The following is a 14539-nucleotide window of genomic DNA, read 5'->3' on the forward strand; positions in this document are numbered from 1 at the left end:
AAATCGCCCCTGCCATCTACATGACAGGGACGAATGTGCTTATCCGCGGTACCACCCAATTTCGGGCAGAGCCCGCTACTCTCATCTCTAAAACAAAAAGACATTTTTATTTCAATTTTTCATCCATCAGTAACCAGTTTTGACACATTTGTGGACTTCTCAGCACCGCCACTTTCTGTAAAATGTGGAATTCAAAACACCTCTAATGGCTTTATTTTAACAAGTTTTTGACGGAAATGCAAGGGGCAAGAAAGATTACTTGAACTTGATGCCGTTTTCTTTTAATTTCTTGATGGTAGCTGGACCGATTCCTTTCAAGGCAAGGAGTTCTTTTTCAGTCCAGTTTTTAAAATCAGAAGCTGACTTGATGCCTTCATCATAGAAAGTCTTGGCGCGGTCGACTGAAAGTCCACCTAGGTTCGCTGCGAATTCTTCTACAGAGCTTGTAACCTTTTGAGCTTGCTCTTTAGTTGCTTCTACTGCTTGTTCCACTTTTTTAGAGACAACTTTTCCCACTTCACTAGCAGATTTTTCTGCATGCTTCACAACTTTTTTTGTTTCTTCGACAACTTTGGTCACTGTAGTTGAAAATGCGCCTGAACGGCGAAGGCTATTTCGCAATTGTTTTTTACGTTGGAGTTTCTTTGACATGATAAAATCCTTTCAATAAAAAATCCCTGCTCTGACAAGGATTTAATAAAGATATTCTATCAAGATTTTGGGAAAAAATCAAGAAAGGATATTCATTTTAATAGTTTCTCTCACCAAACAAACCTTCTGGTAAATCATGGAATCCCTTTCCTGCCTTGAAGTTTTCAAACTTACCCAGCAAAAACTGATAAGCATCCAAACGGCTCTCGTAGCGAATCATAGCATCTTTGGCACGCTCGTCTTGGTCTTCTTCGTAGACTTTTTGACTTTCCTTGTGCGCCATGTCGTTGATCATGATCTGGGTATTAACCCAGTTCTCAAATTCCTTCATAAATTCCTGTTCGTAACTCATTAGTTCTCCTTATTCTAATCCACGGAAGTAGTCCGTATCAATCTCTCGGTAGGGCTGGATATCCTGAACGTACTCTAACACTCCTTGAAATTCTCCGTTCTCATCATGCACCGCAGCATAGGTAATGTGGACAAACTTGCCTCGCGACTCTGACTTGAACCACATTTCATACTTGTCCTTGACCCCTTCACGAAGACCTTTCATAACGGCCTTCACCTTGTCTAAGTACTTGGGCGGATGGCAAAGTTCAACATTGCGTCCGACTTGGGACGGCGTCCGTTTGAAAATCATCTCATCAGCTGGCGTATTGTCATTGTAATACTGGAAAATATCGTCTTTATTGACAAAGGTAATCTCCATAGGGAGGTGATTGAGGATGAGGTTGGCCTGCTCGACGGAGAGATAGCCATTCCCAAAAGCCTGTTGACTATGGCGGTCCAGCACTGCTTCCTTTTCCTTAGGGGTAAAGGTAATGGTAAACTGACCTTCTGGTGTATCGATAACTTGCTGCACTTGACCTTCAGCCGTGTCTAGTTGAACAGGTTCCTCTGCACTCTTTTCCTCAACAAAGCGATGGCGCTCTGGCACCCATTTCTCAGACGGACGGACGATGGCATAGCCGTAAGCATCGCTCTCCTCCGCAATCTGAAGCCAGTCATCCTGAGTAAAGGACTCAAGTAGAATCATGAGAAGGATGGACTCTTCCTTGAAAATCATACTTTCAAACTCTGTCGCAAAAGCTTCAAAATCTTCTTTTACAGTGTTAATCGACACTTCTGGTAGTGACTTGGCTGTCGTTAGAGCTGTTTGAAAGAGTTCTCTGATCTGATCATCCACTCCCCACATAACTTTTGGAGGTGAATCGTGTCCATAGCGCTCCATGATGGGAAAAAAAAGCTCTTCCTTGCGCTGATAGTGGATGTCAAATTGGCCCAAAAGCTCCATTTGACGAACCAAACCCTTGCGCATCTCTGCCAGCATTTCCTCGTCTTCCATAGACTCATAGGTATCTAACAGTCTCCGAATGCGAATCAAGGCAGCACGGAGAGCCAGATTTTCATCCTTAAAGACGCGAACGGGGTGGCCTGGGTGCTCGGTATCTGCAACTTCGACACCCTTAACAGCATTTTTAAAAAGATTAGCATGGACATCGCAGAGTTCCATGACATCTTCAAAAGTAACTCCTGAGTCTGAGTTCATCAGCTCATGCTCCATGAGGGAAATCTCGATGGCCGACACACCTGTAAAAGTCGCATCAAAACGCTCCTGAACTGACTCAGGAGAGGCGCCATTGTGCAATTCTAACAAAATATCCCGTAGGATATGAATCCGTTCATCTGCCATTAGTCTAATCCAATCACTTCGTAACCATTCGCTTCCAATGTGCGGACAATCTTGTCCATAGGAGTTCCTTCAAGCTTAGAACCCTGTTTGAGCGATACCTTGCGACCGACTGTATTGCGCATCAAGGGATTGGCTAGCGGTTTAAAACCCAGCTCCACTAGAATTTCCAAGACTTCTGGATGCTTATCCACCACTTCTGCAACAGGAATTGACACATCGATGATATTGTCCATGACGACCTCCATTGTATATTCTAAAATGATTTTACTGCTTATATTATACCATAAGGACGATTAGCATACACTAAAAAAGAGGGGCACCCCCTCTTTCTTATACTCAATGAAAATCAAAGAGCAAACTAGGAAGCTAGCCACAGACTGTACTTGAGTACGGCAAGGCGACGCTGACATGGTTTGAAGAGATTTTCGAAGAGTATTAGTTTTTATCCAGATTGCGTAGCATCTCGTCAATCTTGTTTCCATATTCGATGGATTCGTCTTTGACGAAGGTCAAATCTGGGATTTTGTACAATTTCAAATTGCGACCAAGTTCACGTTTGATGGTACCAGTTGCTTTTTCAAGCCCAATTTGAGCTTTTTGGTTATCCGAAGCAAGGTTACTCAAAATGGTGTAGTAAACCTTGGCAACAGACAAGTCACCCAGCATCTGAACATCTGTAATGGTCACACCTTGGACACGCGGATCACGGACTTTCTTTTGCAAAATCTCATTGACTTCACGCTTGATTTCCATGCCCACACGATCCGTACGGAAATGATTTGCCATGATATTCCTTTCTCTACTTTGAACCAAAAGCTAGGCCAGCAGACCTAGCTTTTTCTAGAAGATAGAGGAACTAGAGCCATTTGAATCTAGGAAACAAGCCTTTGATAGAACTGAAGTTCATCAATGCGCTGTTGACAACGAGTCAAATGAGCTATTGTTTCTCTATTATCTCTTGATTTCTTCCATGACGTATGCTTCAATGACATCATCCATCTTGATATCATTGTAGCCGTCGATCATCAATCCACCTTCACGACCGTTAGTAACTTCTTTGACGTCGTCTTTGTAGTGTTTCAAGCTTGCGAGTTCACCGTCATAGATAACGACACCGTCACGGATGACACGGACTTTAGAATCACGAGTAACTTTACCACTCATAACCATGAATCCACCGATGGTTCCCACTTTAGATACCTTGAAGGTTTCACGAATAACCGCTTCACCAATAACTTTTTCTTCGAATTCAGGATCCAACATCCCTTTCATGGCTTCTTCCATCTCTTCGATAACCTTGTAGATAATGCTGTGGAGACGGATTTCCACATCGTCTGCTTCTGCTTGTTGACGCGCTTGTGGTGTAGGGCGTACGTTGAAACCAACGATGAAGGCATTTGAAGCTTCGGCAAGAGTCACGTCAGATTCATTGATAGCACCGACTGCTGAGTGGACAATGGTAACTTTGACACCTTCTACATCGATCTTTTGAAGGGAGGCAGAAAGGGCTTCAACTGAACCTTGTACGTCGGCCTTGATGATGACGTTAACAGACTTAAGCTCACCAGCTTTAAGCGTATCAAAGAGGTTTTCAAGGCTGACACGTTGGGTAGCTTGACGTTGTTTCATGAGGGCACGTTTTGCACGCTCTTCACCTGCTGCACGCGCAGATTTTTCATCTTCGTAAACAGCAAAGTGGTCACCCGCCATTGGCGCTTCGTTCAAACCTGTGATAGAAACCGGCGTTGATGGGCCTGCAACCTTGACACGACGACCAAGGTCATTGGTCATGGCACGGACACGACCGAAGGTATTTCCGACAACGATTGGGTCTTGGACATTCAAGGTACCTTGTTGAACAAGAAGGGTTGCGACCGCACCTTTTCCTTTATCCAAGCGAGCTTCGATAACCGTACCGATCGCACGAACTGTTGGGTCTGCCTTGAGTTCTTGGATTTCAGCCACAAGTAGGACCGTTTCCAAGAGTTCATCGATATTTTGATTGAACTTAGCTGAGATTTCGACAAACTCAGAATCTCCACCCCAAGCTGTTGACATAACCCCATGCTCTGCCAATTCACCGATAACGCGTTCTGGATTGGCACCTGGTTTATCAATCTTGTTGATAGCTACGATAATTGGAACGTTGGCCGCTTTTGAGTGGTTGATGGCTTCGATAGTCTGAGGCATAACCCCGTCATCTGCCGCAACGACCAAGATGGTAATATCGGTAACAGAAGCACCACGCGCACGCATAGAGGTAAAGGCCGCGTGCCCTGGTGTATCAAGGAAGGTAATCTTCTTGCCATTTTCCACGATTTGGTAGGCACCGATATGCTGAGTGATACCACCTGCTTCACCTGTCGCAACACGAGAGTTACGAAGGGTATCCAAAAGTGTTGTCTTACCATGGTCAACGTGTCCCATGATGGTTACAACTGGTGGACGCTCAACCAATTCATCTTCATTGAGATAGCCATCTTCGACGAAGAAACGTTCGATGTCCGCATTGTCCACTTCAACCTTTTGTTTGGCTTCGATACCATAATCCACCATGAGGAGTTCGATGGTTTCTCCATCCAAGGATTGGTTTTGTGTGGCCATCACACCCATCATAAAGAGTTTCTTAACGATTTCTGCTGGTTCACGTTTGATACGTTTTGCGATTTCCGCAACAGTCATACCATCTGTATACTCAAATTCTGTTGGCAATTCATGGAACTTACGTTCTGTAACAGGTTTTGGTGCCTGATTGCGATTATTTTGCTTGTTGCCTTTTTTATTCTTTTTGTTGTTATTCCAGTTACTATTTCTTTGATTTCTCACTTGATTCTGACTACTTCGATTCTTTTGTTGTTTTCTAGGACCATCTTCTTCGTGATCATAATCGTCACGTTCTTTGTCTGGTCGAGCTTGTTTTTTACGACGTGTATCCACTGGCGCTTCTTTCGCTACAGGAGCTACTGTTACTGCTGGCTGCGTTTGTTCAGCTAGCTTAGCAGCTTCTTCAAAGATTTCCTCTGGCTCCTTGCGTTTGTTAGCTTGAGCCAAGGCTTCTTTGGCTGCTTGCGATTGTTTGAAGCGCTCCTCGCTTGAGCGTGCGTACTCTGCATTTTGCTCTGCTTTTAGGGCTGCTGCACGGGCTTTAAAGTCAACACGTGGTCCAGCTTGTTTTGGCTGGAAGTCTTGTTGCTGACGGCGATCATTGCCACGATTCCCTTGACCTTGTGGTTTTTTCCCTTGGTCGTTGAAACGGCGATTGTCGCGGTTTCCTTGACCAGGTTTGCCACCATTACGGCTGTCATTTTTCTGACGGCTGCCGTTTTGTTGTTGGTCACGGTTGTTGCCCTTGTTTTGTTTGCGTCGCTCTGCCTGCTCTTTGGCACGCGCCTCACGCTCCGCCTTGAAGTTTCGACTCTGTGGTCTTGCGGCCACTACTTTTTCTTCCTTAGGAGCTACAGGTGTAGCTGGTTTGCTTTCTTCCTTAGCGACAACTGGTTTAGCTGAAACAGGCTTTTCTGCTTTCTTTTCTACACTTACTTTTGGTGCTGCAGGTTTTGCTTCTGTTTTAGGAGCGGATGCAGACTTAAAGCTGGCAGCGATTTGCTCAGCAGCAGCGGTTTCCACGCTCGATGAGTGGCTTTTTACATCCAAGCCCAACTCTTTTGCACGCGCTACAACTTCTTTACTTTCTTTTCCAAGTTCTTTTGCGATTTCGTACAATCTTTTCTTAGACAAATCATGTCCTCCTCTTCTATTCCATAAGAGACCTCATTTTCTTTGTAAATCCAGCATCAGTCACAGCCAAAACCTTTCTTGATTTTCCGACTGCTATGCTTAATTCCAGTGTTGAAAACACGGTTACAGTTTCTACTTGATAATAATGACTTTTATCTTGAATCTTCTTGGTTAGATTAGGGCCAGCATCATGGGCTAGAAAGACTAGCTTGGCTTTCTGGTCTTGAATAGCCTTGACTACCAATTCCTCACCCGATATAATCTTGCCTGCTCGTTGAGCCAGTCCCAAGAGATTGCTTACTTTTTGCTTATTCAAGTCCTAACTCTCTTCTTTTTACTTTGTGATCCACATAAGCGATCAACTCGTCATAAAAGCTTTCTTCAACTTCCATGTTAAAGCTGCGGTTAAAGACTTTCTTCTTTTTTGCCTCTAGGGCTTCTGTATTGTCTAGCTTGATATAAGCGCCACGACCATTGGCCTTGCCTGTCGGATCGATAAATACCTGTCCTTCTTTGTTCTTGACAATACGGAGTAAATCACGCTTGTCAATCACTTCGTTAGACACAACAGACTTGCGCAAAGGGATTTTTCTTGTTTTCATCTTTCCCTCCTCTAGCAGCTTTTATTCTTCGATCAATTCATCCGCAACTGCGTAATCAACTTGACCTGCTTCTTCCATGGCTTCAAACTCACTAGCAGACTTAATATCGATACGGTAACCTGTCAAGTGAGCTGCCAAGCGAACGTTTTGTCCACGACGACCAATGGCAAGAGAAAGCTTGTTATCAGGTACAACGACCAAGGCACGCTTGCTGTCGTTTTCATCAAAGATAACTTGGTCAACCTCTGCAGGTGCGATAGCATTGTAGATAAATTCAGCTGGATCTGCTACCCACTCGATAACGTCGATGTTTTCTTCGACAGGAATCATACGATCACTCTTGGCATCGTAACGAGCAGGGTGGAATTTGCTGGTGATTTTCTTGATATTAGCACCACCACGTCCAACGATTGTCCCGATAGCATCCACGTTAGGATTGTGGCTACGAACGGCAACTTTCGTACGATCACCAGCTTCACGGGCTACGCTCATGATTTCAACAGTTCCATCGTACACTTCTGGAATTTCTTGCTCCATCAAGCGTTTGATCATTTCTGGATGGCTACGGCTAACAAATACGTTGACACCACGAGGGTTGTCTTCAACCTTGTAAACGTAGACTTCGATACGGTCATGGGAAGCAAACACCTCTCCAGGGATTTGGTCTTGTTTTGATAATTGGGCTTCGATGCTGCCAAGGTTGACATAGATAAAGCGGTTATCAAATCGTTCTACTGTACCAGACATGATTTCTTGTTCATGTTCTTTATAAGTATTGTAAGTGATGGCACGTGTTTGCTTGCGCATTTTTTCCATGATGGTTTGTTTGGCAGATTGGGCAGCTACACGACCAAACTCAGCTGGTGCTTCTTCAAACTTGATTTTGTCACCAAGCTCATAGGCTGAATTAATGGCAAGGGCATCTTTCAAGCTAATTTCCAAACGGCTATCAAATACTTCATCAACCACTTCACGAACAGTATAGACAGTAAAGTCACCTGTTTTTTCGTTGAAGTCAATAGCTACGCTGTCTGATTGACCATAGCGTCTGCGATAAGCGGAACGAAGCGACTCTACTACTGCGTCGATGATATCTTCTTTTTTGATTCCCTTGTCTTCTTCCAAAATGCGGAAGGCCTCTAGCATTTCTTTACTCATGTTCTTTTTACTTTTGAATCCTCAAAAGCTATCCTTTCTTTTCTATAGTTTTACTGCTAAACGTGCTTTTGATACTAAACTGTATGGAATTTGGACGGTTTTCTTACGTGTCTTGTCCATATATTCCATGGTCAACTCGTCTTCTTCAAAGGATACCAAAGTTCCTTCAAAGACTTTTTGCTTATCAATGGCTTGGTAGAGCCCGACATGGATGTATTTCCCAACTGCTCCAGCGACAGCATCCTTGGTTTTCAAAGGACGTTCCAAGCCTGGACTGGTGATTTCTAGGAAATATTGTTCTGGGAAGGGATCGGGCTTGATAGTGTCTAGGACAGGACTGATGATTTCTGTCAAGTCTGCCGTGTCGTTCAAGGTAATTCCTTCAGGTTTATCTACAAAAATACTGAGAATCATGTCACTGCCAATCTTTCCATACTCGATATCCACGAGTTCGAAAGGCGCTTGAATGACAGGTTCTACAACTTCTCTGACTAATTCTACGATTGTTGCGATTGCGTCCACCTCCTCATAAGCAAGAGGCGAAGATATTTCCCCGCCTCTCTTTCTCATATTCTTACTATCAGTATAGCACGTTTGTCCATTTATGTAAAGCATAAGCACTCAAACGGCTGGTTTTCAAGCTATTTCTTAAAATTCTGCCTCAACTCGGTAGATCACTTGACCTTTGCTGGAGAATTTTTGCTCATATTCCGTCATGACATTGCCTTCAAAATCACTGGCATGTAAGTCTAGCCAAACACCATTGAGCTTCATGCCATACTGAGAAAAGCTCACTAGGCTGTACTCAAACAAGCCACGATTATCTGTCTTGAAATGGATTTCCCCATTCTCAGGCAAGATGCGCTTGAAGGTATCCAAGAAACTCTTGTAGGTCAAACGACGTTTTTCATGGCGTTTTTTAGGCCAAGGATCTGAAAAGTTTAGGTAGAGACGATCAATTTCACCGTCTTCGAAATAGTCAGTCAGATCTGAACCATCTACCCACAGCAATTTGATGTTGGGCACTCCAACTTCAAGTACCTTGTCCAAGGCATAACTCAAGACCGACTTTTGGATATCAATCCCAATGTAGTTGATGTCAGGATTTTGCTTGGCCATTCCTGATACGAAGGCCCCTTTCCCACTTCCAACTTCAACATGAATAGGATGATCATTTCCAAACAAGTCTCGCCATTTCCCTTTTGCTTCCAAGGGATTGAGGACCACATACTGAGGATTGGCCTCTAGTAACTCTGTCGCCCCTTTACGATTTCTAACTCTCATCTCTTCTTTCCATACTTGTCACGGAAGACACGCAAGGCATAAATCTCCCGGTTTACATTATCTAAATCTTGATTTACAAAGTATTTGGCAATCTGGTTCAAGTAAGAATACTGACCATACCAATACAATTTATCTAACACTGTCTGATTGTACTTATAGCCGTAGTCTCTCAACCATTGACGCCACTGATGATCTGGAATATAATGACACAACATATGCGCCACATCAAACATACGATCCGTCAGGCGAACCGAATCCCAATCCACTAGATAAACAAGCCCACTCTCTGTCTCAATCCAATTACTATGGCGAAGATCACCATGCACAATCGTTGCATGATCTTCCCTAAAGCCTGGAACTGTCCTGCGCAAATCATCAATCACCGAATTTAAGTACTGATGTCGTTTCAAGACTTCAGGTGCTTCTTGCCTCCAAGACTGCAACAAGTCTACTGGCGTCTCCATGCTATATCCCAAACGGCTCAACTGCTTCATCAAGGGACGTGAGCGGTGGAGACGCGTCAAGATATTGATGATCTGCTTGCGATTCATGTCGTGCGGGGTCAAGATTTTGCCCGTCAACCATTCTTGGGCACACATATCACGACCGTCCGCTAAACGACGAGTCCATAGTAATTGAGGAGCGATTTGTTCTCTGGCTAGCCCAGGTAGGATTGGAGAGGTGTTCATTTTTACAAAGACGCGCTTCCCATCAGGGTAGCTTCCCATATAAGCCTTGCCACTCTTCCCAGGTATCGGAGTCAGCGTTAGCTCATTATCACCCAAGTCCATTTCTTTCCTCCGTATAAAGTTTCCTTACTATTCTACTAGTTTTTGGTCTATTCGTCAACCAATCTTTTCAGTTGGTAAGGTAAATAAAACAATTGTAGGAAGAGACTAGCTCCTACAAGAGCCAACAAGGCTATTTTTTCTTGAAAAACCACTGCTCCAACCAGCAATTCTAACAAAAGAACTGCACTTCCCACACCAACTACAATCTGTTTCAATCCCTTCTCTTTCTCCCCTTTTTCTAATGGAAAGAGCTGGGTCAAGTATTGGTAATCAAAGGCGTGATAAAGGGCTAGCAACTGGAAGAGCAATAGGTAGTTAAATAGAACCACTACTGCCGTCGCAATCCAAGCTTGCTCGATAAAGACCTGCGCTAACAAAGAAAGCAAGAGCAGACGTAGACTGAGGGCAAAGAGGTCTCCATTTCGCAGGTAAGAGCGGAGATAGAGGTTTTGCCAAATCTTTCCAGGCGCTTTCTGAACTGCTTTAAGGATGAAATCCAGATAAGCGCGACGTTTGACACTATTTGAAACGCCCTTGACCTGAGTAAAGAGAGCAAAGAAACGAAGCAAGACTTGCTTGCGCTTGCTTTCTTGGGCAATGACATAGTCCCAGTCAATTCCGTTCCCAGTAAAAAATTTACTAACTTTTTGACGAAAAATCAGGTATTTCCCAGTTCCCAATAAAAGCACATAGATGAGAAAGACTGGCAAGCCATAACCCATGGCTAAAAACAAGGGCGCAAATAAGAGTAAAAAGAGGGTTTGCACAATTGTCCAGAAAACCAATGAACGTGACGTCTGCCCTTTGAGGTGGGACTTGACCTCCTCTTCACTGACTAAGAGAAAGAGCTTGTCAGGTACTTCCATGTAGGTCGCGATTCCTCCCCAAGCCAAAAGCAAGATAGATACTATTACTAAAAACAAGAGAATGGGCCAATGATTTTCAGGAAAATCTTGCAAGAGTTGACTGTACTGGTAGGCTATAAAACCGATGAGAACCAGCAGGAACAAGACAAAGTGGTCATTGAGAACATAACGGAGATAACCGACACATTCCTTACGAAAAGCCTGCTTTCTCTTTAAAAACAAGTCTTTCATAGCTCCTCCTCTTTGGTCAGAGCCAAGTAAATATCATTCAAACTAGCATCAGGCATATCAAAGGCCTCGCGGAGTTGCTGAAGGTTCCCCTGAGCCCTCACTTCCCCCTTATGGAGGATGACAAAGGCATCGCACATCCTCTCCGCCGAGTCCAAAACATGAGTACTCATGAGGATGGACTTGCCTTTTTGCTTTTCCACTTCCAAAAGCTGAATCAAGTCAGAAATAGCCAGCGGATCGAGGCCAAGGAAAGGCTCATCAACGATGAAAAGACTCGGATCCACCACAAAAGCACAGATAATCATGACCTTCTGCTTCATCCCTTTGGAGAAATGCACTGGAAACCAGTCCAATTTTTGGTCCAGGCGGAACATTTTTAACAAAGGTTCCACACGATCAAAAGCCACTTTTTGCTCAATACCATAGGCCATGGCAACCGTCTCGATATGCTCTCTGAGGGTCAGTTCTTCATACAAGCTAGGCGTTTCTGGGATATAGCCAATCTGCTTGCGGTAGCTAGTCGCATCTTCTCGCAGGGTCAAACCATTAATCTTGATTTCCCCACTGTAAGGCGTCAAAAGACCGATAATCTCATTGATAGTCGTTGATTTCCCAGCACCGTTGAGACCAATCAAACCGACCAACTGCCCACTTTCAACTGTAAAGGACACATCTTTCAAGACAGGAACGTGAACATAGCCTCCTGTCAGGTTTTTAATTTCTAACATATTTTCTCCGAATCTGGTATAATGTAGCTATATTATATCAAAATTCAATACAGTAGAGGTGGATTTTATGTCAGATTGCATTTTTTGTAAGATCATCGCAGGGGATATTCCTGCTTCAAAAGTATACGAAGATGAGCAGGTTCTTGCCTTTCTTGATATCTCTCAAGTAACGCCTGGACACACCTTAGTCGTGCCAAAAGAGCACTACCGCAATCTCTTGGAGATGAATGCTGCGAGCGCCAGCCAACTCTTTGCACAAGTGTCAACAGTGGCTCAAAAAGTTATGAAGGCTACCAAGGCTGTCGGCATGAATATCATTGCCAATTGCGAGGAAGTTGCCGGTCAAACGGTCTTTCATACCCATGTGCACCTTGTTCCTCGCTACGGTGCAGAAGATGACCTAAAGATTGACTTTATCGCCCACGAACCTGACTTTGACAAACTTGCCCAAGTCGCTGAAACTATTAGAAATGCTTAGGGAGATGCCATGAAACTATCAAATCTACTGCTATTCGCAGGAGCTGCAGCTGGAAGTTATTTTGTCGTAAAAAATCGCCAAGCCATTCAGGATGAAGTGCTAGATACAACTGACCGCGTCGAAGCTATCAAGGATGATTTGGATATCATCCAAAATAGCCTCCAAATCATCAACCAACAAAAAGCACTTATCAAGGAATACCAAAAAGATTTAACCTATAAATTCAAAGTCTTGGAAAAAGATTTCCAAACCAGAATGGCGATCCTCCAAGAAGAAAAACAAGAATAATAAATCCTCCAACTTTCCTTAAATCCATTTTGGATCACTAGATTCGAACAGAAAAGGGAGGGAATGAAAGTGAAACAGTTTTTAAAAGTTCTAGCGAAGGTCATCGCGATCCCTTGTGGTTGCCTCTGCCTGCTTGCAGCCTTGGCATTTCTACTACTGATGAATCTTTTCAAGGCCTCACCGAGTGACATCCAAAAAGGGAATGAATCCTTAAAACAAATCTTTATCTCTCTTGATATGCCTCCTAAGAAAGTAGAATCAAATGGAAGGTATCAATTCGAGGGTGGAGGCTTACATTTTTATGTTACTTTCTCAGATGAGGTCATCAATAGCCACCCCGTCCTAAAAGAAAGTCCAAAACTCACCAAAAACCGACTCGAAGTCTATGTCCTCCAGACAGGAGAGATTTCATACTATAAAGTTGGAGACAACTTGTTCAACCATGGCTTATTCCAATTTTTAGAGAAGGAAAGCGAGAAGTATCTCCAAGAAATTGGAAAGAAATTTAATCCCAATTACTCAATTCTCTTTTGGAATGATCAGGGAAGTCTAAAAAAGGGAATTGCATTCTATGAAAAAGCTTTGACTTTGGTGGATATTCAGGATAATTCGGCGATCAAACACATTGATACCGTCACCATTAAGCCTGGTAAAGAAGCGGAAATCAAGCAACTCATCCGGGAGATGGATGCAGCTGGCCTGCTTACTCAAAAGTATAAATAGCAGGCTAACTGGAAAATGATTTTTCGATGCTAAATTTTCAAAGATAACGCAAAAAAGAGCCAATCGGCTCTTTTTACTTTATTCTCCTTCAAAGGCATCTTTTATATGCTCAAAGAAGCCTTTTTTCTTTGGATTGACTTTCAAATCACCCGCAGCTGCGAATTCTTTAAGCGCAGCTTTTTGACGATCATTCAAACCTGTCGGAGTTACAACATTAACGGTAACGTATTGGTCACCAACAGCACCACCACGAAGGCTCGGAGCACCCTTGCCACGTAGACGGAATTTCTTGCCAGTCTGAGTTCCCTCTGGAATGACCAATTCAACGTCACCATGCACAGTTGGAATTTCCACAGTATCACCAAGGGCTGCTTGAACAATATTAAGGTTCAGCTTGTAGAAAATAGTTGTTCCTTCACGTTCAAACTTATCACTGGCTTCAACTGAAACCACCACGTACAAGTCCCCGTAAGGTCCACCATTAAAGCCTGCTTCACCTTGACCAGCGAGTCGGATTTGTTGGCCTGTTTCCACACCGGCAGGGATTTTTACATGTACACTATGGGCTTGTTTTTCATGACCTGTTCCATGACATGTAGTACATGGGTCTTTAATTTCTTTTCCTCGACCATGACAGACATCACAGGTTACTTGGCGACGCATCATACCAAGAGGAGTCTGCGTATCAACGTTAATGACACCTGCACCATGACAGCGTCCACAAGTGACTGGACTTGTTCCTGGCTTAGCACCAGATCCGTTACAGGTACGACAGCTTGCTTCACGGTTGTATTTCACTTCTTTTTCCGTTCCAAAGATAGCTTCTTCAAAAGTCAAATTCACACGGTACTGGAGGTCATCCCCTTGACGAGGGGCGTTTGGATTGCGCGAAGCTCCGCCTCCACCGAAGAAACTTGAGAAGATATCTTCAAAACCACCGAAGCCACTTGCTCCGTCAAAGCCACCGAAACCACCAGCACCACCAAAGCCACCGTTGGCACCTGCAGCACCATATTGGTCGTAGGCTGCACGTTTTTGGTCGTCACTCAAAGTCTCATAGGCTTCTTGAACTTCCTTGTACTTTTCCTCAGCACCAGGATCCTTGTTGATATCTGGGTGATATTTTTTTGAAAGCTTACGATAAGCCTTTTTGATTTCGTCTGCCGAAGCGTTTTTGGACACCCCCAGACGATCATAAAATTCAGTATTGTTCATACAAGATACCAAGACCGTAAAATTCGACTGAAAAATAGGAAATCTGACGCTGGAGCGATGCTCCTAGGCAGATTTATCTTTTTTCCGAGA

Annotated in this window: 18 protein-coding genes; 3 read left to right on the top strand and 15 right to left on the bottom strand. The window is 43.7% G+C overall.

Features of this window, described 5'->3' with window-relative positions:
- Positions 1-255: 255 nt before the first annotated feature.
- From D8801_RS02720 to D8801_RS02785, 14 genes are all read right to left on the bottom strand, one after another.
- On the bottom strand, positions 256-651 hold the full coding sequence (locus D8801_RS02720) for a helix-hairpin-helix domain-containing protein (protein WP_125847692.1): 396 nt from the start codon (positions 649-651) through the stop codon (positions 256-258).
- A gap of 97 nt (positions 652-748) precedes the next feature.
- Positions 749-1003: a DUF1912 family protein gene (locus tag D8801_RS02725; protein WP_125847694.1), complete on the bottom strand. Its 255-nt coding sequence runs from the start codon at positions 1001-1003 to the stop codon at positions 749-751.
- Between the two features lie 9 nt (positions 1004-1012).
- Positions 1013-2347, bottom strand: coding sequence for a DUF438 domain-containing protein (locus D8801_RS02730; RefSeq protein ID WP_125847696.1), 1335 nt, complete (start codon positions 2345-2347; stop codon positions 1013-1015).
- The gene (locus tag D8801_RS02735) at positions 2347-2580 is read right to left on the bottom strand and encodes a DUF1858 domain-containing protein (RefSeq protein WP_000368739.1); all 234 of its coding nucleotides are present in this window, start codon (positions 2578-2580) and stop codon (positions 2347-2349) included. Before D8801_RS02735 ends, D8801_RS02730 begins: the two co-directional genes overlap by 1 nt.
- 202 nt (positions 2581-2782) lie before the next feature.
- A complete protein-coding gene (gene rbfA / locus D8801_RS02740) occupies positions 2783-3133 on the bottom strand; it encodes a 30S ribosome-binding factor RbfA (protein ID WP_001273601.1) in 351 nt (116 codons plus the stop codon).
- A 165-nt stretch (positions 3134-3298) separates the two neighbouring features.
- Positions 3299-6085 (bottom strand): translation initiation factor IF-2, encoded by a 2787-nt coding sequence (gene infB, locus D8801_RS02745; protein ID WP_125847698.1) that lies wholly within the window; start codon positions 6083-6085, stop codon positions 3299-3301.
- 16 nt (positions 6086-6101) lie between these two features.
- Positions 6102-6401, bottom strand: coding sequence for a YlxQ-related RNA-binding protein (locus tag D8801_RS02750; RefSeq protein WP_125847700.1), 300 nt, complete (start codon positions 6399-6401; stop codon positions 6102-6104).
- Positions 6394-6687 carry an RNase P modulator RnpM gene (gene rnpM / locus D8801_RS02755; RefSeq protein WP_000857568.1) on the bottom strand — a complete coding sequence of 98 codons (294 nt, stop codon included), beginning with the start codon at positions 6685-6687 and terminating at the stop codon, positions 6394-6396. Before rnpM ends, D8801_RS02750 begins: the two co-directional genes overlap by 8 nt.
- 21 nt (positions 6688-6708) lie before the next feature.
- Complete coding sequence (gene nusA / locus D8801_RS02760; RefSeq protein WP_000032280.1) at positions 6709-7845, bottom strand: transcription termination factor NusA; 1137 nt, start codon at positions 7843-7845, stop codon at positions 6709-6711.
- A gap of 42 nt (positions 7846-7887) precedes the next feature.
- Positions 7888-8367 carry a ribosome maturation factor RimP gene (gene rimP / locus D8801_RS02765; RefSeq protein ID WP_000338695.1) on the bottom strand — a complete coding sequence of 160 codons (480 nt, stop codon included), beginning with the start codon at positions 8365-8367 and terminating at the stop codon, positions 7888-7890.
- 126 nt (positions 8368-8493) lie between these two features.
- Positions 8494-9129: a tRNA (guanosine(46)-N7)-methyltransferase TrmB gene (gene trmB / locus D8801_RS02770; RefSeq protein ID WP_001266088.1), complete on the bottom strand. Its 636-nt coding sequence runs from the start codon at positions 9127-9129 to the stop codon at positions 8494-8496.
- The gene (gene ccrZ, locus D8801_RS02775; protein ID WP_125847702.1) at positions 9126-9920 is read right to left on the bottom strand and encodes a cell cycle regulator CcrZ; all 795 of its coding nucleotides are present in this window, start codon (positions 9918-9920) and stop codon (positions 9126-9128) included. Before ccrZ ends, trmB begins: the two co-directional genes overlap by 4 nt.
- A 47-nt stretch (positions 9921-9967) precedes the next feature.
- Positions 9968-11017: an ABC transporter permease gene (locus D8801_RS02780; protein ID WP_125847703.1), complete on the bottom strand. Its 1050-nt coding sequence runs from the start codon at positions 11015-11017 to the stop codon at positions 9968-9970.
- Complete coding sequence (locus D8801_RS02785) at positions 11014-11745, bottom strand: ABC transporter ATP-binding protein (RefSeq protein ID WP_125847705.1); 732 nt, start codon at positions 11743-11745, stop codon at positions 11014-11016. Before D8801_RS02785 ends, D8801_RS02780 begins: the two co-directional genes overlap by 4 nt.
- Before the next feature lie 67 nt (positions 11746-11812).
- Between D8801_RS02785 and D8801_RS02790 the strand changes: the two genes are divergently transcribed.
- From D8801_RS02790 to D8801_RS02800, 3 genes are all read left to right on the top strand, one after another.
- Positions 11813-12223 carry an HIT family protein gene (locus D8801_RS02790; protein ID WP_125847707.1) on the top strand — a complete coding sequence of 137 codons (411 nt, stop codon included), beginning with the start codon at positions 11813-11815 and terminating at the stop codon, positions 12221-12223.
- Positions 12224-12232: 9 nt separating this feature from the next.
- Positions 12233-12511, top strand: coding sequence for a hypothetical protein (locus D8801_RS02795; protein ID WP_125847708.1), 279 nt, complete (start codon positions 12233-12235; stop codon positions 12509-12511).
- A 63-nt stretch (positions 12512-12574) separates the two neighbouring features.
- Positions 12575-13234, top strand: a complete 660-nt coding sequence (locus D8801_RS02800; RefSeq protein ID WP_125847710.1) for a hypothetical protein — start codon at positions 12575-12577, stop codon at positions 13232-13234.
- A 78-nt stretch (positions 13235-13312) separates the two neighbouring features.
- On the opposite strand, the gene dnaJ is transcribed toward D8801_RS02800, so the two are convergent.
- Entirely contained in the window at positions 13313-14449 is a 1137-nt protein-coding gene (gene dnaJ, locus D8801_RS02805; protein WP_125847712.1) for a molecular chaperone DnaJ, read from the bottom strand.
- Positions 14450-14539 lie beyond the last annotated feature (90 nt).

Source organism: Streptococcus oralis (assembly GCF_003943415.1).
GTDB classification, from domain to species: domain Bacteria; phylum Bacillota; class Bacilli; order Lactobacillales; family Streptococcaceae; genus Streptococcus; species Streptococcus oralis_BJ.

Bases quoted from the DNA above. Each gene is read 5' to 3' on its own strand.
- D8801_RS02790 (WP_125847707.1), top strand. From the start codon at position 11,813: ATGTCAGATTGCATTTTTTGTAAGATCATCGCAGGGGATATTCCTGCT.
- ccrZ (WP_125847702.1), bottom strand. From the start codon at position 9,920: ATGGACTTGGGTGATAATGAGCTAACGCTGACTCCGATACCTGGGAAG.
- D8801_RS02720 (WP_125847692.1), bottom strand. From the start codon at position 651: ATGTCAAAGAAACTCCAACGTAAAAAACAATTGCGAAATAGCCTTCGC.
- D8801_RS02730 (WP_125847696.1), bottom strand. From the start codon at position 2,347: ATGGCAGATGAACGGATTCATATCCTACGGGATATTTTGTTAGAATTG.
- rnpM (WP_000857568.1), bottom strand. From the start codon at position 6,687: ATGAAAACAAGAAAAATCCCTTTGCGCAAGTCTGTTGTGTCTAACGAA.
- D8801_RS02785 (WP_125847705.1), bottom strand. From the start codon at position 11,745: ATGTTAGAAATTAAAAACCTGACAGGAGGCTATGTTCACGTTCCTGTC.
- trmB (WP_001266088.1), bottom strand. From the start codon at position 9,129: ATGAGAGTTAGAAATCGTAAAGGGGCGACAGAGTTACTAGAGGCCAAT.
- D8801_RS02800 (WP_125847710.1), top strand. From the start codon at position 12,575: ATGAAAGTGAAACAGTTTTTAAAAGTTCTAGCGAAGGTCATCGCGATC.
- D8801_RS02725 (WP_125847694.1), bottom strand. From the start codon at position 1,003: ATGAGTTACGAACAGGAATTTATGAAGGAATTTGAGAACTGGGTTAAT.
- D8801_RS02735 (WP_000368739.1), bottom strand. From the start codon at position 2,580: ATGGACAATATCATCGATGTGTCAATTCCTGTTGCAGAAGTGGTGGAT.
- nusA (WP_000032280.1), bottom strand. From the start codon at position 7,845: ATGAGTAAAGAAATGCTAGAGGCCTTCCGCATTTTGGAAGAAGACAAG.
- D8801_RS02795 (WP_125847708.1), top strand. From the start codon at position 12,233: ATGAAACTATCAAATCTACTGCTATTCGCAGGAGCTGCAGCTGGAAGT.
- dnaJ (WP_125847712.1), bottom strand. From the start codon at position 14,449: ATGAACAATACTGAATTTTATGATCGTCTGGGGGTGTCCAAAAACGCT.
- D8801_RS02780 (WP_125847703.1), bottom strand. From the start codon at position 11,017: ATGAAAGACTTGTTTTTAAAGAGAAAGCAGGCTTTTCGTAAGGAATGT.
- rbfA (WP_001273601.1), bottom strand. From the start codon at position 3,133: ATGGCAAATCATTTCCGTACGGATCGTGTGGGCATGGAAATCAAGCGT.